At 58.0% G+C, this 25,870-nt stretch carries 22 protein-coding genes and 1 pseudogene; 21 read left to right on the top strand and 2 right to left on the bottom strand.

Features of this window, described 5'->3' with window-relative positions; genetic code table 11:
* Positions 1 to 5: 5 nt before the first annotated feature.
* From pseG to BVG12_RS14065, 16 genes and pseudogenes are all read left to right on the top strand, one after another.
* Positions 6 to 1,088, top strand: a complete 1,083-nt coding sequence (gene pseG / locus BVG12_RS14135; protein ID WP_075792944.1) for a UDP-2,4-diacetamido-2,4,6-trideoxy-beta-L-altropyranose hydrolase — start codon at positions 6 to 8, stop codon at positions 1,086 to 1,088.
* Positions 1,088 to 1,615, top strand: coding sequence for a UDP-4-amino-4,6-dideoxy-N-acetyl-beta-L-altrosamine N-acetyltransferase (gene pseH / locus BVG12_RS14130; protein ID WP_229503879.1), 528 nt, complete (start codon positions 1,088 to 1,090; stop codon positions 1,613 to 1,615). The genes pseG and pseH overlap by 1 nt, the downstream gene beginning before the upstream one ends.
* Before the next feature lie 25 nt (positions 1,616 to 1,640).
* Positions 1,641 to 2,699, top strand: a complete 1,059-nt coding sequence (gene pseI, locus BVG12_RS14125) for a pseudaminic acid synthase (RefSeq protein WP_075792943.1) — start codon at positions 1,641 to 1,643, stop codon at positions 2,697 to 2,699.
* A 38-nt stretch (positions 2,700 to 2,737) separates the two neighbouring features.
* Positions 2,738 to 4,537, top strand: a complete 1,800-nt coding sequence (locus BVG12_RS14120) for an LIC12162 family transferase (protein WP_075792942.1) — start codon at positions 2,738 to 2,740, stop codon at positions 4,535 to 4,537.
* Between the two features lie 3 nt (positions 4,538 to 4,540).
* Positions 4,541 to 6,100, top strand: a complete 1,560-nt coding sequence (locus BVG12_RS14115; protein WP_156895635.1) for a lipopolysaccharide biosynthesis protein — start codon at positions 4,541 to 4,543, stop codon at positions 6,098 to 6,100.
* Positions 6,097 to 6,768, top strand: coding sequence for an acyltransferase (locus tag BVG12_RS35670; protein WP_307189114.1), 672 nt, complete (start codon positions 6,097 to 6,099; stop codon positions 6,766 to 6,768). The genes BVG12_RS14115 and BVG12_RS35670 overlap by 4 nt, the downstream gene beginning before the upstream one ends.
* Positions 6,765 to 7,730, top strand: coding sequence for an NAD-dependent epimerase/dehydratase family protein (locus BVG12_RS14105; protein ID WP_083685040.1), 966 nt, complete (start codon positions 6,765 to 6,767; stop codon positions 7,728 to 7,730). The genes BVG12_RS35670 and BVG12_RS14105 overlap by 4 nt, the downstream gene beginning before the upstream one ends.
* The gene (locus BVG12_RS14100; RefSeq protein ID WP_075792939.1) at positions 7,727 to 8,980 is read left to right on the top strand and encodes a glycosyltransferase family 4 protein; all 1,254 of its coding nucleotides are present in this window, start codon (positions 7,727 to 7,729) and stop codon (positions 8,978 to 8,980) included. Before BVG12_RS14105 ends, BVG12_RS14100 begins: the two co-directional genes overlap by 4 nt.
* Position 8,981: 1 nt before the next feature.
* Positions 8,982 to 9,764: a glucose-1-phosphate cytidylyltransferase gene (gene rfbF, locus BVG12_RS14095; protein ID WP_075792938.1), complete on the top strand. Its 783-nt coding sequence runs from the start codon at positions 8,982 to 8,984 to the stop codon at positions 9,762 to 9,764.
* Positions 9,749 to 10,831 carry a CDP-glucose 4,6-dehydratase gene (rfbG, locus tag BVG12_RS14090; RefSeq protein WP_179966266.1) on the top strand — a complete coding sequence of 361 codons (1,083 nt, stop codon included), beginning with the start codon at positions 9,749 to 9,751 and terminating at the stop codon, positions 10,829 to 10,831. Before rfbF ends, rfbG begins: the two co-directional genes overlap by 16 nt.
* A complete protein-coding gene (locus BVG12_RS34720; protein WP_179966265.1) occupies positions 10,832 to 11,281 on the top strand; it encodes a dTDP-4-dehydrorhamnose 3,5-epimerase family protein in 450 nt (149 codons plus the stop codon). It begins immediately after the preceding gene.
* Complete coding sequence (locus BVG12_RS14085; RefSeq protein WP_075792937.1) at positions 11,278 to 12,234, top strand: SDR family oxidoreductase; 957 nt, start codon at positions 11,278 to 11,280, stop codon at positions 12,232 to 12,234. The genes BVG12_RS34720 and BVG12_RS14085 overlap by 4 nt, the downstream gene beginning before the upstream one ends.
* Positions 12,231 to 13,046: a glycosyltransferase family 2 protein gene (locus BVG12_RS14080; protein WP_075792936.1), complete on the top strand. Its 816-nt coding sequence runs from the start codon at positions 12,231 to 12,233 to the stop codon at positions 13,044 to 13,046. The genes BVG12_RS14085 and BVG12_RS14080 overlap by 4 nt, the downstream gene beginning before the upstream one ends.
* The gene (locus BVG12_RS14075; protein ID WP_075792935.1) at positions 13,047 to 14,315 is read left to right on the top strand and encodes a hypothetical protein; all 1,269 of its coding nucleotides are present in this window, start codon (positions 13,047 to 13,049) and stop codon (positions 14,313 to 14,315) included.
* On the top strand, positions 14,281 to 15,402 hold the full coding sequence (locus tag BVG12_RS14070; protein ID WP_267877484.1) for a glycosyltransferase: 1,122 nt from the start codon (positions 14,281 to 14,283) through the stop codon (positions 15,400 to 15,402). The genes BVG12_RS14075 and BVG12_RS14070 overlap by 35 nt, the downstream gene beginning before the upstream one ends.
* Positions 15,374 to 16,471: pseudogene (locus BVG12_RS14065) on the top strand (glycosyltransferase family 4 protein); the annotation flags it as partial. The gene BVG12_RS14070 and the pseudogene BVG12_RS14065, both read left to right, overlap by 29 nt.
* A 97-nt stretch (positions 16,472 to 16,568) precedes the next feature.
* Here the strand turns inward: BVG12_RS14065 and wbaP are convergent.
* Positions 16,569 to 18,050, bottom strand: coding sequence for an undecaprenyl-phosphate galactose phosphotransferase WbaP (gene wbaP, locus BVG12_RS14060; RefSeq protein WP_083685034.1), 1,482 nt, complete (start codon positions 18,048 to 18,050; stop codon positions 16,569 to 16,571).
* 844 nt (positions 18,051 to 18,894) lie between these two features.
* On the opposite strand from wbaP, the gene BVG12_RS14055 reads away from it, so the two are divergent.
* From BVG12_RS14055 to rfbC, 5 genes are all read left to right on the top strand, one after another.
* Entirely contained in the window at positions 18,895 to 21,687 is a 2,793-nt protein-coding gene (locus tag BVG12_RS14055; RefSeq protein WP_075792933.1) for a YjbH domain-containing protein, read from the top strand.
* A gap of 103 nt (positions 21,688 to 21,790) precedes the next feature.
* The gene (rfbB, locus tag BVG12_RS14050) at positions 21,791 to 22,849 is read left to right on the top strand and encodes a dTDP-glucose 4,6-dehydratase (RefSeq protein WP_075792932.1); all 1,059 of its coding nucleotides are present in this window, start codon (positions 21,791 to 21,793) and stop codon (positions 22,847 to 22,849) included.
* Positions 22,850 to 23,737, top strand: coding sequence for a dTDP-4-dehydrorhamnose reductase (gene rfbD, locus BVG12_RS14045; RefSeq protein ID WP_075792931.1), 888 nt, complete (start codon positions 22,850 to 22,852; stop codon positions 23,735 to 23,737).
* Between the two features lie 9 nt (positions 23,738 to 23,746).
* A complete protein-coding gene (gene rfbA / locus BVG12_RS14040; protein ID WP_075792930.1) occupies positions 23,747 to 24,625 on the top strand; it encodes a glucose-1-phosphate thymidylyltransferase RfbA in 879 nt (292 codons plus the stop codon).
* Positions 24,626 to 24,634: 9 nt separating this feature from the next.
* Entirely contained in the window at positions 24,635 to 25,186 is a 552-nt protein-coding gene (rfbC, locus tag BVG12_RS14035; RefSeq protein ID WP_075792929.1) for a dTDP-4-dehydrorhamnose 3,5-epimerase, read from the top strand.
* Positions 25,187 to 25,294: 108 nt separating this feature from the next.
* Here the strand turns inward: rfbC and BVG12_RS14030 are convergent, their stop codons facing one another.
* A complete protein-coding gene (locus tag BVG12_RS14030; protein WP_075792928.1) occupies positions 25,295 to 25,603 on the bottom strand; it encodes a hypothetical protein in 309 nt (102 codons plus the stop codon).
* Between the last annotated feature and the right edge of the window lie 267 nt (positions 25,604 to 25,870).

The following is a 25,870-nucleotide window of genomic DNA, read 5'->3' as shown; positions in this document are numbered from 1 at the left end:
GCCAGATGAAGTTCCTGTTCCGCGTAGACGCTTCTGTCTCGATTGGCAGTGGGCACATCATGCGCTGCCTGACGCTGGCGACCGCACTGCGCGCGCGCGGCGTGTCTTGTCATTTCGTCAGCCGCAAACACGATGGACATCTCATCGAATTGGTGCGCCAGCGCGGGTTCGAGGTGACTGCGCTTGTTGCCGGTCATGCGGCGCCGCCCGACGACGACGGTCCTGTGCATGCGTCCTGGCTGGGGTGCACCTGGGAGAGCGACGCGGAACGAACCCGTGCACTGGCAGTGACAATGAAGCCGGATTGGATCGTGCTCGACCACTACGCGCTCGACGAGCGTTGGGAGCGCTTCGTCTCGGTCGCGGGTACGAGACTGTTGGTCATCGATGACCTGGCGGACCGCACCCACGCGTGTGATCTGCTGGTCGACCAGAATCTCGGGCGGGCCGCAGCCCATTACAGTGCACTGGTGCCTGACGGCTGCAGCGTGCTGGCGGGGCCGGCCTATGCATTGTTGCGGCCTGAGTTTGCCCGACTGCGCCCGGTCAGCCTGGCGCGCCGGAACGGCGCGACATTGCGACACATCCTTGTCAATATGGGCGGAGTGGATCAGCCAAATGCGACCGGGGCAGTACTGGCAGCCCTGTGCGCTTCAGACTTGCCACCGGACTGCCGCATCAGCGTGGTCATGGGCATGCAGGCGCCCTGGATCGCCGAGGTGCAGGCATTCGCAACTCGGATGTCCTGGGCAACTGAGGTACTGGTCAACATTTCGGACATGGCTGAGCGCATGGCCGACAGCGATATGGCGATCGGCGCCGCCGGCAGCACTTCATGGGAACGCTGTTGTCTCGGGTTGCCGACATTGATGGTTATCCTGGCCGCCAACCAGGAATCCAGCGCGGCCGCCCTTGATGATGTCGGCGCCGCGCTGTTGTTGGGCCATGTGGGCGATATACCCCGGCGCTTACCTGCGGCATTGACGGACGTCATGCAACCCGACCGTCTGCGCCAGATCAGCGACGCCGCCAGCGCTTTAGTCGATGGACACGGCGTAGAGCGCCTGTTGCACGCGCTGGGGATGTGATGGAAAGCAACCCGAAGGCGGGAGTCTTGGATACCCTGCGCACGATGATCCATGCAGACCTCGAACTGGTGTTGGCGTGGAGAAATCATCCAGATGTCCGTCGCTACATGTATACCCGTCAAGAGATTGGCTTAGAGCAGCACCGGCAATGGTTCGAGCGCGCGAGCCAGGATCCGCGCAGGCATTTGCTGGTGTTCGAAGCGGACGGGCAGGCGTCCGGGTTCGTCAACCTTGGGGAACTCGGGAGTGGTGGGATCGCGGATTGGGGTTTTTATGCTGCGCCAGGCGCCCCCGCGGGTACCGGTCGCCGCCTGGGACGGGCCACGCTGCATTACGCATTTGACCGCCTCGGCCTGCATAAAGTGTGCGGTCAGGTCTTGGCCTACAACACGAAGTCGCTGCGCTTTCACCAGGCGCTCGGGTTCCGTCAGGAGGGCGTGCTGCGCGACCAGCATCACGACGAAGAGCGCTACCACGACGTTATCTGCTTTGGTCTGCTGCAACGTGAATGGCAGGCCTGCTTGTAAGAGAAGAGAATAGGAATAACACATCATGTCGATCAATCCTAAAGTGGCAATCGCCGGTCGCAACATCGGTATTGATTTCCCGCCGTATGTGATCGCCGAACTTTCGGCCAACCATAATGGTCGAATGGAAACGGCGATGGCCATCATCGAAAAGGCGAAGCAGGCCGGCGCGGATGCGGTCAAGCTTCAGACTTATCGTCCAGACACGATCACACTCAAGAGCGAACATGAGGACTTCCGCATTCGCGGAGGGTTGTGGGATGGGCGGACGTTGTATGAGCTGTATGAGGAGGCGCACATGCCATGGGAATGGCATGCGCCCCTGTTCGATTATGCGCGTAAGCTGGGCATTTCCATTTTCAGCTCGCCGTTCGACACCACCGCAGTGGATTTGCTGGAAGACCTGAACGCCCCAGCATATAAGATAGCCTCGTTCGAGGCGGTCGACCTGCCGTTGATCAGGTACGTTGCCGGCACCGGCAAGCCGATGATCATCTCCACCGGCATGGCCGACGCGGAAGAGATCGAGGAAGCGATCAACGCGGCACGCGAGGGCGGCTGTAAGGAATTGGCGATCCTGCATTGCGTGAGCGGTTATCCGGCCCCGGCCGAGGACTACAACCTGCGGACGATCCCTGACATGATCGCGCGCTTCGGCCTGGTCACTGGCCTGTCCGATCACACGCTGGATAACACGACCGCCATCGCAAGCGTGGCGATGGGCGCGTCGATCATCGAAAAGCACTTCACCCTCGACCGCAATGGCGGCGGTCCCGATGACAGCTTCTCGCTGGAGCCGGCCGAAATGGCCCACCTGTGCCACGGAAGTAAAACCGCATGGCTTGCCTTGGGCCAGGTGGATTACGGCCGCAAGTCGAGCGAACAGGGCAATGCCCAGTTCCGCCGTTCCTTGTACATCGTCAAGGATCTCAAGCAGGGCGATGTGATCACCGCCGATGCGGTACGTAGCGTGCGCCCCGGTTTTGGCCTCGCGCCCAAGTTCCTCGAAGACGTTATCGGAAAAAAAGCGGCGATGGATATCGCGGCCAATACCGCCCTTACGTTCGCATTGCTGGCCGATTGAGCGGCGGTCGCAGTATCTGATTGTTCTTTGGATCCGTTATGTCGAGAAACCGGGAAAAAGAGGTCTTCCTTGCTACTACTGCGTTGGAAGAGTTCTGGGATACCTCCAAACCCATCGTATTCCTTGGCCCGTGGTGCCTGCTGCATGAGCGCAAGCGGTCGTGGCAGCAATTGGACGGGCAACTCATGCCGGATCCATTCATGTCGGAAGGCGCAGCCAAGGAAGCCTACCATCAGGTGCATGCATGCTACGAGCGGATCTTGCCGGTCCTGGCAGAGGCGCTTAACGGGTTGCATGGTCAATCTCACAGTCTCCGCTATTGGCGCATCGTCGCTGGACCGTGGTTGCATGTCTACATTTCTGCATTGTTCGAGCGCTACCTCAGTCTCAAGATGGCGCTCGCACAATATCCAGGATTCGACACCATCGTCCTGGCCGAGAGCGCACATGTCGTGCCCGCAAGCACGCACGACTTTGCCGCCTACCTGATTGAAGATACTTACAATCTTCAGATCTACAGCCGCCTTTTGAGCGCCTTGGGTCTGAAGTTCCGCCAGGGCGGCGGCGACATAACGCAGCGAGTCCAATATGTGAAGGCGAGCGAGCCTTCATGGAAGCAGACCGCGGCCAGGATCGCAAGCCGGTCGTATGCGCGTGCGGCCTCGCGTATCTGTCGTTCCGTGCTTCTGAAGGATTCCTATTTCTCGAAATCCGTGCTCGCGTCGCTTGCTTCCAGCCGTCCCGGTCGCGTCCTGCCGGTGCTCGGCGCATCGGGCGAATTCTCCGATTGCCCGGTGCAGCCGGCGCTACGCGATCGGCTGCAGGGCCTGCCGTTCGGCGACGCCGAGTTCGAGCGTTGCATCGCAACGCTTCTGCCCGGGGATTTGCCCAAGTCCCTTGTCGAAATTTATGGCGACATCGGCAAGGCCGCCCGGGGTAATTTTCCAAAGCGGGTGACTGCCGTGTTCAGCGCCAACGCCTGGTACTACGACGAGGTGTTCAAGCAGTGGTCGGCGGCGATGGCTGAACGGGGGGCCGTGCTACTTGGATGCCAACACGGCGGCAACTATGGTGCGCTGGCATCGATGCCGAGCGAGGACCATGAAACCGCGATCGTGGACCGCTACTTCACCTGGGGTTGGAAGCGAGAGGGGAGGCCGGCATGCGTCGTTCCGATGCCGGCACCCAAGTTGATCGGGCGTGGCCCGAGCGCGGACGCATCGGCTAAATCGGGCATGCTATGGGTGGCCACGACGATGCCGCGCTATCTGGTGCAATTCCCCTGGACACCCGGTGATTTCAAGCGCTACCTCGACTGGCAGCAGCGTTTCGCAGCCAGCCTTGATCGGAATGTATTCCGGCAGTTGCGTCTTCGTCCGCACCGGGAAGATACCGGCTGGGGTGTGGCTGAACGCTTGCGTGATGAGTTCCCGGAACTGCAGGTCGAAAGCTGGGATGTGTCTTTCCAGCAAAGCCTGGATCATTGCGCGCTTTATATCTGCGACCATTTGTCCACGACGTTCATCGAAGCGCTCGCTGCGGGTATTCCAACCATCCTGTTCTGGGATCATGGGGCCAATGAATTGCGCCCTGAAGCCGTGGACAGCTATGCGCAGTTGCGCGAAGCCGGCATTCTGTTCGACAGTCCGGAAGCCGCAGCAGCGGCTGTCAATGCGATCCAGCATGATGTCGCCGCGTGGTGGAATAAGCCTGCGCGGCAACGGGCCGTCGCCACGTTCCGTGCGCGCTTCGCCCATACCGATGCGGACGCAATCGCCGTGTGGCAGGCCGAACTTGACCGTTGCATCGCGGTGCTTGCCGACGCTCAGCCGGAGTAACAGGTGAGCGCTCATTCCGTATCCGTCAAAACCAGATTGCTGATTTCGATCGGCTCGAACGTCGTGCGGGCCGCGATAACATTTGCGACCGGCCTCGTCATCGCGCGTGCATTGCGGCCATCCGCCTATGGCGATCTGATGTTCCTGCTCGGGAGTTTTATCGCGCTTCGGCCGTTGCTGGACATGGGCGGATCGACAGCTTTCTTCACGTTCCTGTCGCAACGCACCCGAAGCTGGGCGTTTTACCTGCTGTATTTTGGCTGGCTGGCGTGTCAATTTTTTGTTGCGCTGCTCCTGCTCGGCTTGTTGCTTCCACAAAGTGTGTTCGACAAAGTATGGATCGGACACGACCGCGGCTTGGTGGTGCTCGCGTTCGTCGCGTCCTTCATGCAACAGCAGGTTTGGCAGACCGTCGGCCAGGTTGGTGAAGCGGGGCGACGGACCGTCGCGGTACAAACGCTGAATATGATGGTGGCGGTGATTTATTTGTCCAGCGTCGCGCTGCTGGCGGCGCTGGGCACGGTCAGTATCGAAAAGGTACTTTGGCTTCTGATCGTTCAATATGTGTTTGCGACGTTGGTCGCGGTTTGGCGCCTGCGTGGCAGCACCGGACCGTTCGATTCCACGTTCTCGATTCGCGCAACCATGCGTGAATACCTGAACTATTGCAGACCTCTGATCGCCTTATCCTTGCTCAGTTTTGCCTTCGACTTCGCCGACAAATGGATGCTTCAACGGTTTGGTGGAGCTGTTCAACAGGGTTATTTCCAGATAGCGAACCAGATTTCCGCTATCAGCCTTCTGGCAACCGCATCCATCCTGAACGTATTTTGGAAAGAAATTGCCGCGGCTTGGGCTGAAAAAGACATGTCACGCGTAGCGCGACTTTACCGCAAGGTCAATCGTAGCCTGGTGATGTTGGGGGCACTGCTGACGGGGTTCCTGTTGCCGTGGGCGAAGCAGATTGTTGGCATTGTGCTGGGTGAAGCATATTTGCCGGCATGGCCAGTGCTGGCAATCATGCTGTTGTACCCGATCCACCAATCGATGGGGCAGATCGGCGGCACGATGTTATATGCGAGCGCCCAGACCAAGAAATATATGACGGTCAGCGCGCTCGCCATGCTGGCGTCAATTCCCCTCTCTTATCTCGTCCTGGCGCCGCAGTCAGGATCATTTGTTCCGGGCCTCGGGCTGGGAGCAGTCGGCCTCGCGCTCAAGATGGTCGTGCTCGGCGTGTGCTCGGTCAACCTGCAGGCCTGGATTATTGCGCGCAGCTGCGGTTGGAAATTCGACTGGGCCTTTCAGGTGGTCGGTATCACTCTGCTGATCGCATTCGGCTATATCGCTAAATATGCGGTGCTTGCCGTTTGGACAGTTAACGGTACGCATTTCTCCGACCTGGTGCTACCCGGTCTGATGACCGGTGTGCTGTATACAGTCATGACGGCGTTGGCAATATGGCAGTTACCGTGGTTGATCGGGCTGGATCGTGCCCATCTTCGCGCGTTGTTTGACAAACTGACTCGGCGTTCAAATGTAAAGGTGGAGGTGTCGAATTGATCGGCCTAGTTCGCAAGGTTTGGCGCAAATTGTTCTACGATCCGTACAAGGTCGTTCGCAGGAATCCCCATATAACGATGGGAGCCTCATATCTTGGTAAATCGTTTTCAGTCGAATTTCTCGTCCCGCGAAAACGGACGGGCTTTATCGCCGGTAACGACTGCATCATGTATTGCCAAGCTTTCTTCGAAAGTGAGCAGGGCGCCATCGAAATCGGTGATCGCGTGTATATCGGAGGGGGAACCCAACTTATTTCCCGCAGCGGTATCAAAATCGGGAATGACGTCATGATTTCCTGGGGCTGCACCGTTTACGACCACGATGCGCACTCCATCGATTACCGTTCACGCATGGAAGATCATGCCGGACATCTGCGCAGCTGGAGTTCGGGGAACCTACTGAACGGCAAGAACTGGTCAACCGTGAAGACTGCGCCTATCGTCATCGAAGACCATGTCTGGCTCGGGTTCGACGTCGTGGTACTGAAGGGGGTGACGATCGGTGAAGGCGCTGTCGTCGCCGCGCGGTCCGTCGTGACCTCTGACGTTCCGCCTTGGACCGTGGTTGCCGGCAGTCCGGCACGGGTCGTCAGGCAAATCCCAGCCGACATGCAAAAGCCACGCCGTGACCCGACTGCACACGGTGTACCGGCTACCGAAGAAGAATGACCGATATGATTGATTCACTGGCCAAACAACTGTCCGGCGCTTATCGCGGCAAACGCATTTTGGTCACCGGCGCTACCGGCTTCATTGGCCGGCATCTGGTGGAAATGCTTGGCGCTCTCGGGGGCGAACTGGCCATTTTGAGCCGCGGCTCGGATCCCTTGCCACACGTGGGGAAAATATTCCGAGGCGAGTTGCAGGATCGCGATTTTGTGTCTGCCACGTTGAGCGATTGGGCTCCCCATCTGGTTTTTCACCTGGCGGGTGCTCGCGAGCGCAACCTGACGCGAGAGGCATTCGACAAGACGATCGAGGCCAATCTCATGGGTACGCTGAATTTGCTGTACGCAGCGCTCGACCGGGGTGAACTCGGAAGGATTGTCGTGCTCGGCACAGGCGAAGAATATGGCCGCAATCCCGCCCCGTTCCACGAGTCGATGCGGGAAGGGCCGATCAGCGCTTATTCGTTCTCGAAACAATGCGCGACCCAGCTGTCGCAGCTCATGCACAGCAGTTTCGGACTTCCCGTGGTGGTCGTTCGTCCGTCGGTCGCCTATGGCCCTGGCCAGCATGACGACATGTTCTTGCCTGCCCTGATCCAGACTTTGCTGCGCGGTGAAGCGTTTGACATGACGCTCGGCGAGCAGACGCGCGACTATGTGTATGTCAGCGATCTGGTCGAGGCGATCCTGTGTGCCGGTGCATGTGACGGGGTCGACGGTGAAATCATCAATGTCGGCAGCGGCACCGCGACTCGGATCGCGGGCCTTGTAGAACAGGTCGAGGCACAATTGGGCATCGAAGGGTTGGTGCGTCGAGGTACGGTGCCTTACCGTACCGGCGAACCGATGGAATATCTGTTGGACGTGTCGAAGGCGCGCGCGCTGCTGCAGTGGACCCCGCGTACCTCGCTCGAGGCGGGACTCCGGGAAACGATTGCCTGGTACCGGCAAAGGAATTCATGAGCGCCCGTCCAAAACTGCATTATCACAGCGACTGCGACTTTTTCGCCGGTTGCGAGAACATGCTGGCGAATTTCTTCAACGATCCGACCGTAAGCGCAGCATACGAGATTTCGTTCAGTTGCCGCTGGAGCGCACGCTACGAAGCCGGACTGCGTGGCCGGGTGCGCACGCCACCGCCGTTGGAGCGTTATCCGCTGCTGTCCGGCACCGTATTCACGCGACATGCGCCGCACCTGCCGAGGCCGTTGGGCCTGGCCGTGCGTGTTCTGAATTATCTGTTGCTGGTCCGCTATTGGGTCCTTATCTGGAACGTACTCGTGCTGGCGCGCGCCTGGCGTGGACGCGGCATCGACATCCTACACATTAACAACGGAGGTTATCCGGCGGCGTTATCTTGTCTTTCGGCTGCAATTGCGGGGAGACTTTGCGGTGTGCGCCATGTGATCATGGTGGTGAACAATATTGCCCAAGGCAGGGAACGTTATCGCTACTGGTGGCTGGACCGCCCGCTCGACTATTTGGTAGGGCGCTGCGTGGATCGTTTCGTGACAGGCTCGCATAACGCCGGCCGGGCACTGCAAGCTGTCCTCCGCTTGCCGTCCGCCTCGTTCGCGACTTTACATAACGGCATCGCGTCGCGCGCGAACATCGAGACACGCGGACAAACCCGTGAACGCCTTAGCGTGAGCGGCGATACGCTGGTTTTCGGTATGGTGGCGCTCCTTGAATGGCGCAAGGGCCACCGCGTTCTCTTTCGCGCGATAGCCGTCTTGCGGGACTTGGTCGATCCGGAAAATATGCCCTTGTTCCTGATTGAGGGGGACGGCCCGGAACGTGTTGAGCTACAGGCCATGGTTCGGGAACTTGGAATCGAGAAATGGGTGCGCTTCGTGGGGGTCGAGCAACACGTTTTTGATTTTATTCAGGCCCTTGATGTTATGCTGCTGCCCTCGGTCGCAAATGAAGATTTCCCTAACGTCATTATCGAAGCAATGGGGCTCGGTAAGCCCGTGATTGCCAGTCGTATCGCCGGTACGCCGGAGCAGATCGACGATGGCTTGACCGGAGCGCTGGTCGATCCGGATGACCATATGATGCTGGCGCACAGCATCGCATCATTCATCAACAACAGGGCAAGTCTCGACCAGTTGGGCAGGCGAGCGCGTACAAAATTCGCCGAGCAATTTACTGCCAGCGTCGCAGTTACTCGTTACTTAAATCTTTATAAAACGCTTTTAACCGGAGAATGAATTGAAAGTTGTAATACTCTGTGGCGGACAGGGCACCCGAATCCGTGACGTGAATGAAAACCTGCCCAAGCCGATGATTCCCGTGGGGAACTTCCCGATCATGTGGCACATCATGAAATATTATTCGATGTACGGTCACAAGGACTTCGTGCTGTGCTTGGGCTATAAGGGACAGGTCATCAAGGACTTCTTCCTGAACTACGAATCGAATACCCGAGACCTCTCGTTGACGCTGGGCGCGGCCAATCGCATCGAATATCACACCGAACACGAGGAGATCGACTGGCGCGTGACGCTGGCCGATACCGGCGCCGACGCCATGACTGGCGCTCGCGTGCGCAAGATCCGCAAATATATCGGCAACGACGAGCATTTCATGTTGACTTACGGTGATGGCGTAGGCGATATCGACATTGCCAAGTTGGTCGATTTCCACATGAGCCATGGCCGCATCCTGACGGTCAGCGGTGTCCGTCCGCCCGGCCGTTTTGGTGAACTGATGCATTCTCCGGAGGGCCTCGTCACTGAGTTTAACGAGAAGCCGCAAGCGACCGGTGGGCGTATTTCGGGTGGTTACTTCGTATGCAGCCGTAAGATTTTCGACTATCTCGACGAGGGCGATGACGTCGTGTTTGAAACTGATCCGATGCGCCGGCTGGTGGCCGACGGCCAAATGATGACCTATGAGCACGACGGGTTCTGGCAACCGATGGATACCTATCGCGATTACACGTACTTGAACGGCCTCGTGGCCAAGGGTGAGGCTCCATGGATCAAGTGGTAAGCATGGTAGACGCCTTCCATCACGCGTTTAAGGGCAAGCGCGTTCTCGTCACTGGCGACACCGGTTTCAAGGGCTCCTGGTTGTGCCTGTGGCTGCATCAACTTGGGGCGCAAGTCCTGGGCTATGCGCTACCACCGGAAGGCCCGGAGGACCATTTCAACCTGCTTGGTCTGGACAAGATCATCGAGCACGTCGACGGTAACATCCTCGACGCCGCAGCGCTCAATGCCGTGTTCGACCGTTTCCAGCCAGAGGTATTGTTCCATTTGGCAGCACAGCCCCTCGTGCGCTATTCGTACGATGAGCCCAAGCTGACCTTCGATACCAATGTCGCCGGTTCAGTCAACGTTCTGGAGGCCGCGCGCGCATCGTCCTCGCTGAAGGCGCTCGTGTATGTTACTTCCGACAAGTGCTACAAGAATAACGAGTGGATCTGGGGCTACCGCGAGAATGACGAGTTGGGTGGACATGACCCTTACAGCGCGTCGAAGGCCGCTGCGGAACTGGTGTTCTCGTCCTACCAGGATTCTTTCTTCCGCAAGCGTCCGGGTTTCGGGGCCGCCACCGTGCGTGCCGGTAACGTAATCGGCGGTGGCGACTGGGCCCTGGACCGTATTGTGCCGGACTCGATTCGTGCGCTTCGCCAGGGCCAGGCGATCCATCTGCGCAATCCCCATTCCACGCGTCCCTGGCAGCACGTGCTCGAGCCCCTGTCAGGATATTTGATGACCGCAGCGCGCCTGCTGGATGAGCCGCAGCGGTTTGCGGGTGCATGGAATTTTGGGCCGGATTCGGAATCGATTCGCACCGTCGGTGAGTTGGCGAAAATGGTCGTGCAAACCTGGGGTGAAGGCGAAGTCGTGGTTGCGCAGCAGGCAAACGCGCCCCATGAGGCGACGCTGCTTCATCTGAATTGCGACAAGGCGCACCAATTGATGCGCTGGCGCCCGAAATGGAATGCAGACCGTGCAGTGTCCGAAACCGTCTCGTGGTACCGGCAAGTCCATCAGGGCGGAGACGCTCTGAGTATTTCTACTCAACAAATCCTAGCGTACATGGAGTCGTAAATGATCGAAGGCGTCATCATCACCCCGTTGAAACAAATTCTCGACGAACGGGGCAAAATCATGCACATGATGCGCGAGGATTCTCCGGGGTTTCACGGCTTCGGTGAAATCTATTTTTCCTGCGTTCACCCGGGGGCCATCAAAGGCTGGCATATCCATAAAGAGATGGTGTTGAATTACGCCGTCCCGCACGGCAATATCAAATTCGTTCTGTATGACGACAGGCCAGATAGCCCGACCCGTGGCGAACTGCAGGAAATCTTCATGGGCCCCGACAATTATTGCCGTGTGACCGTGCCGCCTATGGTTTGGAACGGGTTTAAAGGAATTGGCCAGGAAATGGCGATCGTCGCCAACTGCACCGATATCGGTCACCGCACGGATGAAATCGACCGCCTCGATCCCTTCGACCCGAGCATTCCCTACAACTGGGAAATCAAGCACCGATGACTCAGGCAATATTGATTACTGGTGGCCTGGGCTATGTTGGCGGCCGGGTCGCACGACACTTGGCAGCGTCGCCGAATCTGGACTTGCGGCTGACCTCGCGCACACCTCCAGCAAGCGCGCCGGCATGGTTGACGCGCGGAGCGGTAGCAGGCTGGGACACTGCGGATGATGCAACGGCTCTGCTTACGGGCATCGATACCGTTGTTCATTTTGCCGCGCTTAACGAAATCGACAGCGCGCGCGATCCGGTCAGGGCGCTCGAGGTGAACGGCAATGATACCGTCCGCCTGCTGATGGCTGCCCAACAAGCCGGCGTGCGCCGCTTCATTTATTTTTCGACGGCACATGTGTATGGCGCACCCTTGGCGGGTCACATTAACGAACGGACTTTGCCACGCCCCATCCATCCTTATGCAATTACGCACAAGGTGGCGGAAGATTTCGTGTTAGCAGCGTATGACCAGCGTAAGATCGAAGGTGTCGTGTTACGCCTGTCGAACGGCTTCGGCGCCCCGATTGATCCCGAGGTAAATCGCTGGACGCTCATCGCCAACGACTTGTGCCGTCAAGCCGTGACGACGGGCAAGCTCGTGCTCAAGTCCAGCGGACTGCAGCGCCGCGACTTCGTCACCTTGGCCGATGTTGCCCGCTGTGTAGAACATTTCATTGCCTTGCCTAGCGACCAGTTGCAGGATGGCCTGTTCAACCTCGGCGGACAATGCGTGCTGAGCATGTTCGAACTCGCTTCCGTCGTGGCGCGCCGCTGCGAGGCTGTACTCGGTTTCCTGCCGCCGGTCGAACGACCGATGCCCGCACCGGGCGAAACAGCTCCAGACTTACTGTACGCCATCGACAAACTCAAGGCGGCCGGCTTTTCGCCGGTGGGCGGCGTCGAAGATGAGATCGACGCAACCTTGTTGCTGTGCCGTGACGCATTCGGGAAGCAGACATGATCGATTCGGGATTGGATACCGATGCGAGCGGGCACACGCCCAAAGTCACGGTTGTGGTGCCGACCTTCAGGCGGAAGGACTTACTCAAGGAAACCGTCGATTCGATCCTGGCACAGACCTATCGCGACTTCGAGCTCATCATTGTCGATAACATGTCGGAAGACGGCACTGCCGAGTATGTGGCCGGGTTGAACGACCCGCGCGTCCGATATTACCGGAATCCGAACGGTGGCATTATTGCTGTAAATCGGAATTTTGGTATTCGGCAAGCACGCGGCGAATATATCGCATTATGCGACGACGACGACGTATGGCAGCCGACAAAGCTGGAGAAACAGGTCACTTTGCTTAGCAACAGGCCGGCCGTAGCAATGTGCTATTGTAATGCCGCCGTTTTTACTACGCTCAGCCAGCGTGCAACCCCATGGATGATGAAACGGGTTCACACCGATTACTATCGTAATTTATTGATCGGAAATTTCATTCCAAATTCATCCGTTCTGTTGCGACGTGCCGATTGGGACGCGCTGGGCGGCTTTCGCGAGGAGCGTGAACTCATTGCGGTGGAAGATTACGAGATGTGGTTGAGATTGGCGCGTGAGCATGAAATTGCCTACATCGATGAATGCCTGCTCCTTTACCGAGTGCACCCATCGGCAGCAAGTAATTCGCGTGTGAAGATGGCGCGCAAGCACTTGAATGTTCTAATCCGAGGCTTAACTCTTAAGACAGTGTCACCGAGATATCTGCTCGCTGTCGTCCGCTCTGCAGTCCGGGTTGTCTATGCAGGTATCGTGCTGAAAGCAATTTAGATGGCGAATCCCGTTATTGGCATCATATGCCTGTTGTTGCTCTCGTTTTATGACCCGTCCCTGATCATCTATCGTATCGGCTTCGTCAACGAGATCGCGCTCGCCCTCATCGGCTTGCTCTTTATTGCGAATCATGACGCGATCTTGAATTTGCTGTTCCTGCCCTTTAAAAAGGGGGCCGCCAGGCTGATCTATTGCGCTTTCTGGTCAAGCTGGGCCCTCTATTTTCTGGTGCACAGTGTAGTGGGCCTGACGTCGATTGGTTTTGCCTCGTCTCGGCTGATCCGTATATTGTTTGTTATTTTATTTTTTCTTAACATTCGGAAATTCTGGCAATTCAAGATCTATTTGCGGCTGCTCATTCTGTTGGCCGTATTTTACTCCGTGACCAGCGTGCTGTTCCATGTTGTAACACAGTTGTCCGGCGTGCCCAATGCCGTTATCGTCCATGTTCCAGTAGTTGATGTTGATTTTGCCGATCTCGGGATTTTCGGATACATGTGGCCGACCAACTACAGATTTCCGATGCGTCTGGCCGGTGTTGTAATTTATCGAATATCGTCGTTTTTTAATGAATCGGCCGCTTTTGCATTTTTTCTGGAGCCGATCTTGTTTTATGCCCTTTTCCTGCGTGCCCAGTCTAAATACAAGGTTTCCTACACAGTCGCGTGTGTAATCATCATCTGCGGGCTTATTGCGTCGACATCAGTCGCAGGTTTGGTGTCTGTATTGGTGTCATTTGTTGTGCTCTGGTTGTGCCGTGAGCGCAGTCTGTTGAAGAAGACTTTTCTCGGCGGCTTTGCGGTCCTCGTACTGTATGGTTTCTTTCAGTCAGGTGTCGGGGTATTGGACGATATCGTCAGCACGAAACAAGGTACGATCGAACTGGAAGCAACTGGTTTGGAGCACGGTCTAGGGTTGCTGCATGGATTTACTCTGCTTGTTGGCTCAGGATACGATTTCGTCCGCGATGATTTTTATGTTTCCGCGAATGCTTTTCTGTCGAATTTGCAACGTGGTGGTCTGCTGGGGTTGATACTTTTCTCATCCAGTGTTCTGCTCATCATTGCCCAATGGTGGCGGATCGGATTTAGGAAGCTGATGAATGAAGGTGGGTGGGTGGGATTTGCATTGTTGCCCAATTTCGTTCACTTAGGCATTAAAGTCACCTACGAGTTTACATTCATTTACCTGATTAATTTCAGTCTTGTTTTTTGGTATTTAGTCCACATTCGTGCAAAAAATTCTACTATTGTCTGTTCGAGCTGATTACGGTGGTGGGCCCGAGCATATGTTATCGTTGATGAAAGGCTTGGCTCAATACCGTACCTTCGTCGTGGCTGCACCGTTGGGACAGACCTATACACAGCGGTTCGCGGAACACGCAACCTTGCATGATTTGCCATTCCGACGTTTTTCGTTAGGTAGTCTTTTGGCATTGGTGCGGCTGGTCAAGCGGGAAAACATAGTGCTCATCCATAGCCACGGTAAAGGAGCGGGTATCTATGGTCGTCTGCTTGGATGGATGACCCGGCGTCCGGTCGTGCACACATTTCATGGATTTCACTATAAACATCTCCCACCACTGAAACGCTACGCGTATCTGGCTATTGAGCGCTTGCTTGCGCGATGTACGGCAGTGGCCCTTAATGTGTCCGCGTCAGAGGCGGCGGTATGCAGACAGGCAGGAGTCCTTCGCAAGACCAAGAATATAGTCGTTCCCAATGGAGTCATCCTCGGTCCGGAGAGGCATCCGCGTCCGCGAGCGAAAGGTCAACCTTGGATATTGATCAATGTTGCTCGTCACGAAACGGAAAAGGGCGTGGATGGTGTTATACGAATAGCGGGGGCACTGACGCGAAGGGGGCTCGACATTGAATTGTGGCTTATCGGCGATGGCGATCAGTCTGTGTCCTTAAAGGAATTGGCATCCCGCGAAGGCCTGGCGGAGCGCGTGCGTTTTATGGGCTTTCGCGATGACGTTCCCGAACTGCTACAACGAGCAGACATTTTCGTGTCTGCCTCGCATGGTGAGGGCATGCCGCTGACCTTGCTGGAAGCCATGGCTGCCGGGCTCCCTGCTGTCGCTTCGGACGTCGTTGGTAATCAGGATATTGTAGAGCCAGAGAATACGGGTTTTCTCTTTCCTCTAAATGATGCGGAGCAGGGCGCGAATGCGGTTGCACGATTAATGGCGGAACCTTTGCTATACGGACGTTGCATGCGGACGGCGCAAGAGCGTGCACGTTCACTGTATTCAGTCAACGTTATGTGTACTCGAATCGAGGGCGTATATCGGGAACTCATAACTAACATGAAAATGGAAGAAAAAAATGCGCAGTGCCGCAGTACATGAATGGCTGGTTAATTACGCCGGCTCGGAGCGAGTACTCGAGCAGATAATCAACTGCTTCCCGACCTCGGATCTCTTCTCGGTGGTCGATTTTCTCAGCGATGAGGAGCGGAATTTTGTTCAAGGAAAATCCGCAACCACGACCTTTATTCAAAAACTCCCGTTTGCCAAGACTAAGTATCGTCAATATCTGCCGTTGATGCCTCTGGCAACCGAGCAGCTTGATTTGTCGGGCTACGACGTCATCCTGTCGAGTTCGCACGCGGTTGCGAAAGGCGTGCTGACCGGGCCCGACCAACTGCACATTTGTTATGTACACTCGCCGATTCGTTATGCTTGGGACTTGCAGCATCAGTATTTGCAGGAATCCGGACTGACACGTGGGCTCAAGAGCGTACTCGCGCGCATGATTCTTCACTACATGAGGCTATGGGATCTCCGTACTGCCAACGGTGTGGATTACTTTATCGCGAATTCCGAGTTTATTGCTCGGCGTATCTGGAAAGTGTATCGCCGGGAAGCTACCGTAATTTATCCTCCAGTCGATGTCGAGGCGTTCACGTTTTGCGAGAAAAAACAGGATTACTATCTTGCCGCATCGCGTCTGGTCCCGTACAAAAAGATGGACCTGATTGTTCAGGCGTTCGCGGCCATGCCCGACAAGAAGCTTGTCGTGGTCGGCGATGGTCCCGACATGGCGAAAGTGACGGCCGCGGCGGGCGCGAACGTGGAGGTCCTGGGATACCAATCGTTCGCCAAGCTGAAGGAACTGATGCAGGGCGCGGCTGCGTTTGTATTCGCCGCCGAGGAGGATTTCGGCATTACCCCGGTCGAGGCCCAAGCTTGCGGCACGCCGGTGATTGCTTTCGGCAAGGGCGGCGCCTTGGAAACAGTACGAAGCGTCGGCCAGCATTCTCGTCCGACGGGGGTGTTCTTCGATCGGCAGACGCCGGCCTCCATCGTCGACGCGGTTACGCGGTTCGAGGCGCAACGACATGCAATCCGCCCCGAGTATTGTCGGGAGAACGCGATGCGCTTCAGCGTTGCCGAATTCTGCCGCCAGTACACCTCATTCGTGCAAGAATGTTTCGAGCGTAGCGGCAAGGAAGGCGTTAACTTCCAGCGCGCAGCATGACAAAAAAGGAACCGGGGTCGTGCCCCGGTTCCTTTCAGTATGCCCCGTCCGTGCGGAAGATGACTTTGACGGTTTTGAGCAGGATGACGATATCGTTAAACAGTGACCAGTTTTTTACGTACCAAGCGTCGAGATAGACGCGGGTATCGTAGGTTACGTCGTTGCGGCCGCTGATCTGCCATAGTCCGGTAATGCCCGGTTTCGCTTCAAGATAAAAGTCCACTTGCGAACCGTAGCGCTCCAGTTCTGCCGTGACGACCGGCCGCGGGCCGACCAGGCTCATATCACCCTTCAAAACATTCCACAGTTGCGGGATTTCGTCCAAGCTGGTCTTGCGGAGGAAGCGTCCGATCGAGGTGATCCGTGGATCGTTCTTCAGTTTGAAGTCGCGCTCCCATTCGGCACGCGCCTCAGGATCAGTAGCCAGCAGTTCGGCCAGCAGCGTGTCCGCGTTCGGTGCCATTGTCCGGAACTTGTAACATTGGAAGGGCTTGTTATGTTGGCCGACCCGCGTATGACCGAAGAAAATCGGTCGGCCCGTGCTGGCGACCCGTAGCGCAATGAACAGGAACATCGGCGAACCCAGCACCAGCACCGAGGCCGAAACGGCCAGATCGAAACATCGCTTGACCAGTTGCGGGAAGCGGCGCGCCAGGTTGTTGCGCATCGTAAGCAACAGCACTTCATGGGCAAAGAAGTGGTTTGCCTCCATGCCGTACAAGGGCAGGCCGCGCAGTGCGGGAACGATCTGGACTTCTCGATTGTAGCGATTCAGGCGAAGAATCATTTCCTGATGGCTGTCGATGTCGCCCTGCTCAAGCGCCAACACCACATGCGGATTGCCCAGTTGCGCCAGCACCTGGCTGGGGTCGCGGCCGAGCGTGATCGATGGAACGATATTGCCGTTGCGGTCACGAATTTGATGTTCCAGCTTCGGTTTACCAGCCGGAATGAGGAAGGCGGAGAGACGCAGCCCCATCATCGGCTCATCCTTGAACGCCAGAGCGGTTTCAATGGCATTTTCGCCATAGCCAATGATGACCATGGGGCGCACCCAGCCGCCCGCAACGATCAGGACGCGCTTGATTGCCCAACGTGCCAGCACGATGGTCACCGGCGCCAAGGTCCAGTTAACCAGCATCACCGCTCGTGAAAACTGCCATTTCGTGAGGAACATCAGCGCAGCATCGACCAGTGCCAAGGTAAGCGTAACCTTAAGTACATCTTTGACTTCGTTAGCAAACGGCTTACGCTTGGAGTAGTGTCCTTTGGACCAGAATGCGACGACCATAACGCCGAGCAGGGCAGCATAACCTTGCAGTCGGGCGGAGCTGAATGCGCTGGCGACGACCGCCGTGCGCGTCGCCGCATCACGGAACGCCGCTGCCGCCGCTACCGCAAGGACTAACGCCAGCGCGACTGCGACGATGTCGGTCCACAGCAGTAACCACTTTTCAAAGCGGCGATCGCTATACCACTTGGTTTTTTGTAAGAAGATAGATTCAATGGGTTTCATGGTTTGAAAGCTTGATGGGACCGCACGCTCGTTCACAGCCCACGTGGCGCGGAAACACGGTCCGCCAGCATCTGAAGGGAACGACTGCCTGTCGGGGCGCAACAGATCAGATGAGAAGAATGCAAGATTGCGAGCCGAGGTATGTTCGAAATCCGAAGATCGCCAAGTATACGGCATGGGCCATGTCAAAAGTCACATGGCTACATGCAACATTTTATTAACGGATCGAGCGCAAAGCAATTATATCTGTCACATGGAATGGAAAAACGACAGAGTAGAGGCCAAAAGTGGTCGTTTTTTGTTCGATTTTGTTTTGTCAGCGCCCAGGCGCCCGAGTCAATCTCACCAAGACGCACGGGTTGAACTAGGCTCATCGTTGCCCAAGCTCCGGCGTGCTTATTGTCTAACATGGGTCAGCGCGTCTTTCTGTTCGTGATGCTTGACATACCGCCAAGTCACCATTTCTCACCGTGACCTGGCTTGTAATGAACCGGCGCCGGCCCGTGTTCGGCTATTTTCAATAATGGCGATTTTTAACAGAATAATTAAAACGAAAACAAAGGATTGTCTAATTTAAGTTCGGAATATAATTCTCACAAATTTTCACGCTTCATTTCGTTTGGCCGGTATTTCAATAATTGCCAATTTGCATCTATTATTGCATGAACGTCAGTTTCGCGCGCCACAGCTACTTGGCCGTGTTCGTTACCAATGATAAACTCCGTGTTTGTTTCAACGCGGCGTCCCTACTTCTTGAACAGCGGCAGCCGATAACCATCATTGGATCGATCGAGTGCTGACAGGATTTAGAAATTACACAACGTTCACGTGGTGCGGATGTTTGATGCTGGGCGCCGCCCAGGCGTTTGGCGCGACACCCACGCTGACCGGGCAGTCCGGTTATATCAACATGCCGAGTGCCTGGACCGAAGCTGACGGCACTTTTTCGGTTGGCTACAGCTACGACAGTCCATACGGTGACACCTGGGCGACCGCGACGATCCTTCCTTTTCTTCAGGTGACTGGCCGGTATGTGTCGATTACCGGCATCCCCGCCTTTGGCAATCCTGATAAAAATTACGGCAAGAACTACGGCCGCTACAAAGACAAGGTGGTCGACGCCAAGTTGCGCTTGTGGAACGAAACGTCATCCTTGCCTGCGGTCTCGGTAGGCGCTTCGGACCTTCAAGGTACGGAGTTGTTCAAGGGGCAATACATTGTCGCATCGAAGAGTTTTGGTGCGGGCAACATTGAAGCGAGTATCGGTTACGGGCATAAGCGCCCCAAGGGTGTCTTCGCCGGCGTGCGTTGGGCGCCGTTGTCCGCTCCCCAATGGGCCGTGGTGGCAGAGTACGACGCGATCGACTACCAGAAAGAAATTCATGCTGCCCAGACAGGGGCAGGCCACCATGCGTCCGGCCCGGCTCTCGGCCTCGAATACCGCTGGGGATGGCTTGGCGCACAGCTGTCGCGTCATCGCGACCATTTCAGCGCCAACGCTTACTTGGCTATTCCATTTTCCGCGCGTGAATTTATTCCTAAGCTGACTGAGCCTGCGTACATCAAGGCTGACGCAGCGCCGCCGCGCGTGTCGGCGGACGAGTGGCAGGCGAACGGTCAGCATGCGACGGCATTGATACAGGCCCTGGTGCAGCAGGATTTTCGCAATGTTCGGGTCGAATTTGACGGACATTACATCAAGCTGTCGTTGACGAACTCGCGAATTTCCAATATGGGGCGGGCGGTCGGTCGCGCTGCGCGAACCGTGCTTGCCTATGCGCCAGCCGGTACGCGAGGAATTTACATCACGTATACCCGTCTCGAACAGCCGATTGCGACGTATGAATTTTTCGACCTGCAGCGCCTGTCCGACTATTTGACAGGGCTCATCGACCGCGAGGCTTTCCTTCAGACGGTGCTTGTACGCCAAGCGCGTCCCGACGATCACATCGATAACGACCATGCCGGACTGCTGGCGGAGATCACGGACGGCGAGCGTTTGCAGGTCCAGACGGGCAGGGACGGTAACGTTGTCCAGGTGGCCTCGGAAGACCGTGAAGCGAACCGCTTCAAGGCTGCACCCAAGCTCGGGTTTTTCTTTAATGATCCGAGCGGCGCGTTGCGTTATGAACTCGCGATGGGTATCACCTACGATCGCCGTCTGGATGAAGGGCTGTACCTGAACAGCGCATTGCGTCTCAACTTATTCGAGAACGTGTCGGGAGTCACACAGGCATCCAACAGCCTTCTTCCGCATGTCCGTACCGACATTGCCGAATACAAGCGCGGGGACAGGCTCAAGCTCAACCGTCTTTTGCTCAATAAATACGTGATGCCGACCGAGCGGGTTTACGCTCGTTTCTCAGCCGGTTTTTATGAAGAGATGTACCGGGGCGTCGGGGGGCAGGTTCTGTACCTGCCCAAGGATAGCCGCTGGGCAGCGGACTTGGCGGTCGATGCGCTTCAGCAGCGAGGTTATCGAGGGTGGCTGGATAAGCTGGATTACAAGACCGTCACCGGTCTGGCATCACTACATTATCGTCTGCCCTATGACATCACGGCAACCGCACGGGCCGGGCGTTTCCTGGCGCGCGACGAAGGCGTGCGCGTCGAGTTCAAGCGACGTTTCCCCTCAGGAATGGAACTCGGCGTGTGGTACACCAAGACAAACGGCCATGATATTACCAGTCCGGGAACACCTACCAACCCTTATAACGACAAGGGGGTATTCCTTTCCGTCCCGCTGAATATCATGCTCACGGCCGACACCCAGTCGACAGCCGGGATGAGTCTTGCGCCGTGGACCCGCGACGTCGGCCAGATGGTCGCGAGCCCGGGCGACCTCTATGACCTGGTCGAGCAACCACGCCGCGACATGAACACGTTCGACGGCCTCGGCAACTTCGCCGAACGGCGCGACGAACAGAACTTGCCGGCCGTGAATCCGCCTGTCGATGTCATGCCGAACCCGTGGCCCTTGTTCCGTATGCGCGTGGAACAGTCGGTCAAAACGACGCCGACGCTGCCGCAATGGGCCAATGGTGCCGTCATCGGTGGCAGCGCGATCCTGGCCGGCGCCTTGCTCGACAAGCCGGTCGACCGCTTCATGAAGAAGCACCAGGGGTCGAGCGTTGCGCGCGCCTGGAACAATGTCGGCAAGGCGACGCCCCTTGTGCTGACTGGCGCGGCCGCGAGTGCGGTCGCGTTCGGCGATGCGCGAATGCAAAACATTGGTATCATCTCGCTGGAATCTGTCGTCGGGGCCGCAGCCCTGTCGATCGGGGCAAAACATATCGCCGGACGCGCACGGCCGAACGAGGAACAGGGCCAGTGGGGCAGGGCGGTGAACCGATCGGATGCATCGTTCCCGTCGAATCACGCCACCGTGGCGTTCGCGGCGGTGACACCGTTCGCCCAGGAGTACGACGCGCCCTGGCTGTACGGCCTGGCCGCCGCCGGTTCGCTGGGCCGTACGGCGGGCCGCCAGCACTGGGTGTCTGATGTCGTCGCCGGCGGTGTGCTCGGCATGGCGGTCGGCGGCTGGCTGTGGCAGGCCCAGCGCACGGATACGCGTTCGAATGTCGCGGTGACGCCAGGTGCGAAATCGGTCGGCGTTGCTTGGTACGGCAGTTATTGATTATTGAAATTGGGGATCGTGCGACACCGCCGGATTCTCGGGCCGGCCGGTTCGGCGTGGCCCGGCCGGTTCGTGCGTGACCCGTCAACCGGAGAGTGCATACATGATTTTGACGACAGGCGGTGCGGGCTTCATCGGCAGTAATTTTGTACTGGACTGGTGCGCCCTGAACGACGAGCCGGTCATCAACCTCGACAAGCTGACCTATGCCGGCAACCTCGAGAACCTGGCGAGCCTGCGCGACAATCCGCAGCACGTTTTCGTGCACGGCGATATCGGCGACGTGGATCTCGTGCGCCGCCTGCTGCAGGAGCACCAGCCGCGCGCCGTCGTGAACTTCGCGGCCGAGAGCCACGTCGATCGCAGCATCCACGGCCCGGGCGAATTCATCCAGACGAATATCGTCGGCACCTTCCACCTGCTCGAGGCCGTGCGCGAATACTGGGACGCACTGCCGGACGACCGCAAGGCCGCGTTCCGCTTCCTGCACGTCTCGACCGATGAGGTCTATGGCTCCCTCGGCAAGGATGACCCGGCCTTCCGCGAGACGAACCGCTACGAGCCGAACAGCCCGTATTCCGCCAGCAAGGCGGCCAGCGACCACCTTGTGCGCGCTTATCACCACACGTACGGCCTGCCGGTGCTGACGACCAATTGCTCAAATAACTATGGCCCGTACCACTTCCCGGAAAAACTGATCCCGCTGTGCATCCACAATGCGCTGGCCGGTAAGCCGCTGCCGATCTACGGCGACGGTCAGCAGATCCGCGACTGGCTGTACGTGAAGGATCATTGCTCGGCCATCCGCCGCGTGCTGGAGGCGGGGCAGTTGGGCGAGGTCTACAACGTCGGCGGCTGGAACGAGAAGGCGAACCTCGACGTCGTGCGCACCCTGTGCGCGATCCTCGACGAATTGAGCCCCCGCGCGGACGGCCAGTCGTACGCGACCCAGATCACCTTCGTGACCGACCGTCCGGGCCATGACCGCCGTTACGCGATCGACGCGACCAAGCTCGAGCGCGAGCTGGGCTGGAAGCCGGCCGAGACGTTCGAGACCGGTATCCGCAAGACCGTGCAGTGGTACCTCGACAACCAGGAGTGGGTCCAGCACGTGACGAGCGGCAGCTACCGCGCCTGGGTCGGCCAACAATACGGTGCGTGAATGAAGATCCTCCTGACCGGCAAGAATGGCCAGCTCGGCTTCGAACTGCAGCGCGCGCTGGCGCCGCTCGGCGAGGTCGTCGCGGTCGGCACGCAGGATTGCAACCTGGCCGACGCCGACGCCTTGCGCGACCTCGTGCGCCGCGTCGCGCCGGACGTCATCGTCAACCCGGCGGCCTACACGGCCGTCGACAAGGCCGAGTCCGACGAAGCGACGGCCCGCGCCGTCAACGCGATCGCGCCGGCGATCCTGGGCGAGGAGGGCGCGAAGCTCGGAGCGTTGGTGCTGCACTATTCGACCGATTACGTGTTCGACGGCATGAAGCAGGGCGCTTACACGGAAAGCGACGCGCCGGGGCCGCAGAGCGTCTATGGCCGCACCAAGCTCGAAGGCGAGCAGGGGCTGGCGGCCGCCAATCCGCGTCACCTGATCCTGCGCACGAGCTGGGTCGTGGGTGCGCACGGCGGCAATTTTGCCAAGACGATGCTGCGCCTGGCCGGCGAGCGCGACAAGCTTAACGTCGTCGCGGACCAGTTCGGCGCACCGACCTCGGCCGCGCTGCTGGCCGACCTCAGCGCCCACCTCGTGCGCGAGCACGTGCGTGCGAAAGGCGCCGGCTTCCCCTACGGTACCTACCACGTGGCTGCCGGCGGCGAGACGAGCTGGCACGGCTATGCGCAATTCGTCATCGGCGAGGCGCTCGCCGCGGGCAAAACCCTGAAGGCGACGGTCGACGCGGTCGCGCCGTTGTCCACCGAGCAGTATCCGACCCCGGCCAAGCGCCCCCTCAATTCGCGGCTCGACACGACCCGCTTCCGCACGACGTTCGGCCTGCGCCTGCCACCCTGGCAGGAAGGTGTGCGTCACGTGCTCCAGCAAATTCTGTGAGAGGCAGCCATGTCCCAATCGAATCGTAAAGGCATCATCCTGGCCGGCGGCTCCGGCACGCGGCTGTATCCCGTGACCCAGGCCGTCAGCAAGCAGCTGATGCCGGTCTATGACAAACCGATGATCTATTACCCGCTCAGCACGTTGATGTTGAGCGGTATCCGCGACGTGCTCGTCATCAGCACCCCGCAGGACACGCCGCGCTTCGCCGATCTGCTCGGCGACGGCAGCCGCTGGGGCATGAACATCCAGTACGCCGTCCAGCCGTCGCCGGACGGCTTGGCTCAGGCCTTCATCATCGGCAAGGATTTTGTGGGCAACGATCCGAGTGCGCTCGTCCTTGGCGATAACATCTTCTATGGTCACGATCTGGTCAAGCAATTACACAGTGCAAACGACCGCACCGATGGCGCCACCGTGTTCGCTTACCACGTGCACGATCCGGAGCGTTACGGCGTCGTCGAGTTCGGCGCGGACCAGCGCGCCCTGAGCATCGAAGAAAAACCGAAAACGCCGAAGTCGTCATATGCGGTGACCGGGCTCTACTTCTACGACAACGACGTTTGCAATGTGGCGGCGGACATCAAGCCGTCGGCGCGCGGCGAGCTGGAAATCACGGACGTCAACCGCTGCTACCTCGAGCGCGGCACGCTGAACGTCGAGATCATGGGCCGCGGCTTCGCCTGGCTCGATACCGGCACGCACGATAGCCTGCTCGAGGCTGCGAGCTTCATTGCGACCCTCCAGAAACGACAGGGGCTGCAGGTGGCCTGTCCGGAAGAGATCGCGTATCGCCAGGGCTGGATTGATGCCTCCGATTTGCAGAAACTCGCGGCGCCGCTGGCCAAGAATGGCTACGGCAGCTATCTTTTGAATTTGTTGAAATAATTCGAGCCTATGCCTCTTACCGTTACCCCGACCGCCATCCCCGACGTGCTGGTGCTGGAGCCGAAAGTCTTTGGCGACGCGCGCGGCTTCTTTTATGAAAGCTTCAATGCGCGCGAATTTGCACAGGCCACCGGTGTCGATGCTCAGTTCGTGCAGGACAACCACAGCAAGTCGGCCAAGGGTGTGCTGCGCGGGCTGCATTATCAAATCCAACATGCGCAAGGTAAGCTGGTGCGGGTGGTGCAGGGCAAGGTATTCGACGTCGCCGTCGACCTGCGCAAATCGTCGCCGACCTTCGGGCGGTGGGTGGGGGTTGAACTGAGCGCGGAAAATTGCCGGCAGATGTGGGTGCCGCCCGGCTTCGCACATGGTTTCGTCGTGCTGAGCGAATCTGCCGAGTTCCTCTACAAGACGACCGATTACTGGTATCCGGAACATGAGCGTAGCCTGCTGTGGAATGACCCGGCCATCGGTGTCGAGTGGCCCATTGATGCGCCACCGCAGTTGGCGGCCAAAGACCATGCTGGCAAGTTGCTGGCGCAGGCCGAGCTCTTCGACTGATCGCGTTGTGGCGCGATATTGCGCCGCAATGGCAAAGAAAACGGCCGCGTGTGCGGCCGTTTTCTTTGCAACTGGACGCAACGGAACGCGCAAGCGTCCCGATTGCGATCAGTGGTGAGTGGTGGTCGAACCGTTGTCCGACGAGGCAACAGCCACGGCAGCGACAGCGGCGCCCACGGCGACCAGCGTGCCGGTCGACAGGCCGGCGATCGCGCCTGCACCCAGGAAACCACCCGACGAGGCGGCGCCGGCGGCAGCGCCCGTGCTTGCGGTGCCGGTGCCGGCAGCGGTGCCCGAAGCAGTACCGGTCTGACCTGCGGCGGCAGTGTTACCTGCGTTGCTGGTAGCAGCTTCTTGAGCAAATGCCTGGGCCGACAGCAGGCTCAGAATTGCGGTCGTGACGAGGAATTTCTTCATTTCGTATCCTTTTATTCAATTAACGGGGCACCTGCACAAGGCAATGTTGCTCGCCAATTATATAGCAACTAGACATTGCTTTGACGCATCAAATGCCGACTTGACATCCAGCTCAGCCAAAAATGTGATCTTTTTTCGACATAAGCAATTTGCAATTTTGACAGATAGTGAAAGACATTCCTACCAGTTTTGCCGATTTATGTTGCGTGTCCGCATACGGTGAGCCTGTGAGATCCGCTCGGAAGTGAAATACAGGCTGTTTCGCCG

The organism is Massilia putida (assembly GCF_001941825.1).
In the GTDB taxonomy this organism is placed as follows: Bacteria; Pseudomonadota; Gammaproteobacteria; order Burkholderiales; family Burkholderiaceae_D; genus Telluria; species Telluria putida.
The sequence above is the reverse complement of the archived record's forward strand: the minus strand, read 5'-3'. Positions and strand labels throughout refer to the sequence as shown.

What these genes read in the sequence shown, in the direction of transcription:
- BVG12_RS14105 (WP_083685040.1), top strand. Translation starts at nt 6,765, where the DNA reads ATGACCGATATGATTGATTCACTGGCCAAACAACTGTCCGGCGCTTAT.
- pseI (WP_075792943.1), top strand. Translation starts at nt 1,641, where the DNA reads ATGTCGATCAATCCTAAAGTGGCAATCGCCGGTCGCAACATCGGTATT.
- BVG12_RS14055 (WP_075792933.1), top strand. Translation starts at nt 18,895, where the DNA reads ATGCTGGGCGCCGCCCAGGCGTTTGGCGCGACACCCACGCTGACCGGG.
- pseG (WP_075792944.1), top strand. Translation starts at nt 6, where the DNA reads ATGAAGTTCCTGTTCCGCGTAGACGCTTCTGTCTCGATTGGCAGTGGG.
- BVG12_RS14085 (WP_075792937.1), top strand. Translation starts at nt 11,278, where the DNA reads ATGACTCAGGCAATATTGATTACTGGTGGCCTGGGCTATGTTGGCGGC.
- rfbG (WP_179966266.1), top strand. Translation starts at nt 9,749, where the DNA reads ATGGATCAAGTGGTAAGCATGGTAGACGCCTTCCATCACGCGTTTAAG.
- BVG12_RS14075 (WP_075792935.1), top strand. Translation starts at nt 13,047, where the DNA reads ATGGCGAATCCCGTTATTGGCATCATATGCCTGTTGTTGCTCTCGTTT.
- rfbA (WP_075792930.1), top strand. Translation starts at nt 23,747, where the DNA reads ATGTCCCAATCGAATCGTAAAGGCATCATCCTGGCCGGCGGCTCCGGC.
- BVG12_RS14030 (WP_075792928.1), bottom strand. Translation starts at nt 25,603, where the DNA reads ATGAAGAAATTCCTCGTCACGACCGCAATTCTGAGCCTGCTGTCGGCC.
- wbaP (WP_083685034.1), bottom strand. Translation starts at nt 18,050, where the DNA reads ATGAAACCCATTGAATCTATCTTCTTACAAAAAACCAAGTGGTATAGC.
- rfbC (WP_075792929.1), top strand. Translation starts at nt 24,635, where the DNA reads ATGCCTCTTACCGTTACCCCGACCGCCATCCCCGACGTGCTGGTGCTG.
- rfbD (WP_075792931.1), top strand. Translation starts at nt 22,850, where the DNA reads ATGAAGATCCTCCTGACCGGCAAGAATGGCCAGCTCGGCTTCGAACTG.
- pseH (WP_229503879.1), top strand. Translation starts at nt 1,088, where the DNA reads ATGGAAAGCAACCCGAAGGCGGGAGTCTTGGATACCCTGCGCACGATG.
- BVG12_RS14100 (WP_075792939.1), top strand. Translation starts at nt 7,727, where the DNA reads ATGAGCGCCCGTCCAAAACTGCATTATCACAGCGACTGCGACTTTTTC.
- BVG12_RS14120 (WP_075792942.1), top strand. Translation starts at nt 2,738, where the DNA reads ATGTCGAGAAACCGGGAAAAAGAGGTCTTCCTTGCTACTACTGCGTTG.
- BVG12_RS34720 (WP_179966265.1), top strand. Translation starts at nt 10,832, where the DNA reads ATGATCGAAGGCGTCATCATCACCCCGTTGAAACAAATTCTCGACGAA.
- BVG12_RS14080 (WP_075792936.1), top strand. Translation starts at nt 12,231, where the DNA reads ATGATCGATTCGGGATTGGATACCGATGCGAGCGGGCACACGCCCAAA.
- rfbB (WP_075792932.1), top strand. Translation starts at nt 21,791, where the DNA reads ATGATTTTGACGACAGGCGGTGCGGGCTTCATCGGCAGTAATTTTGTA.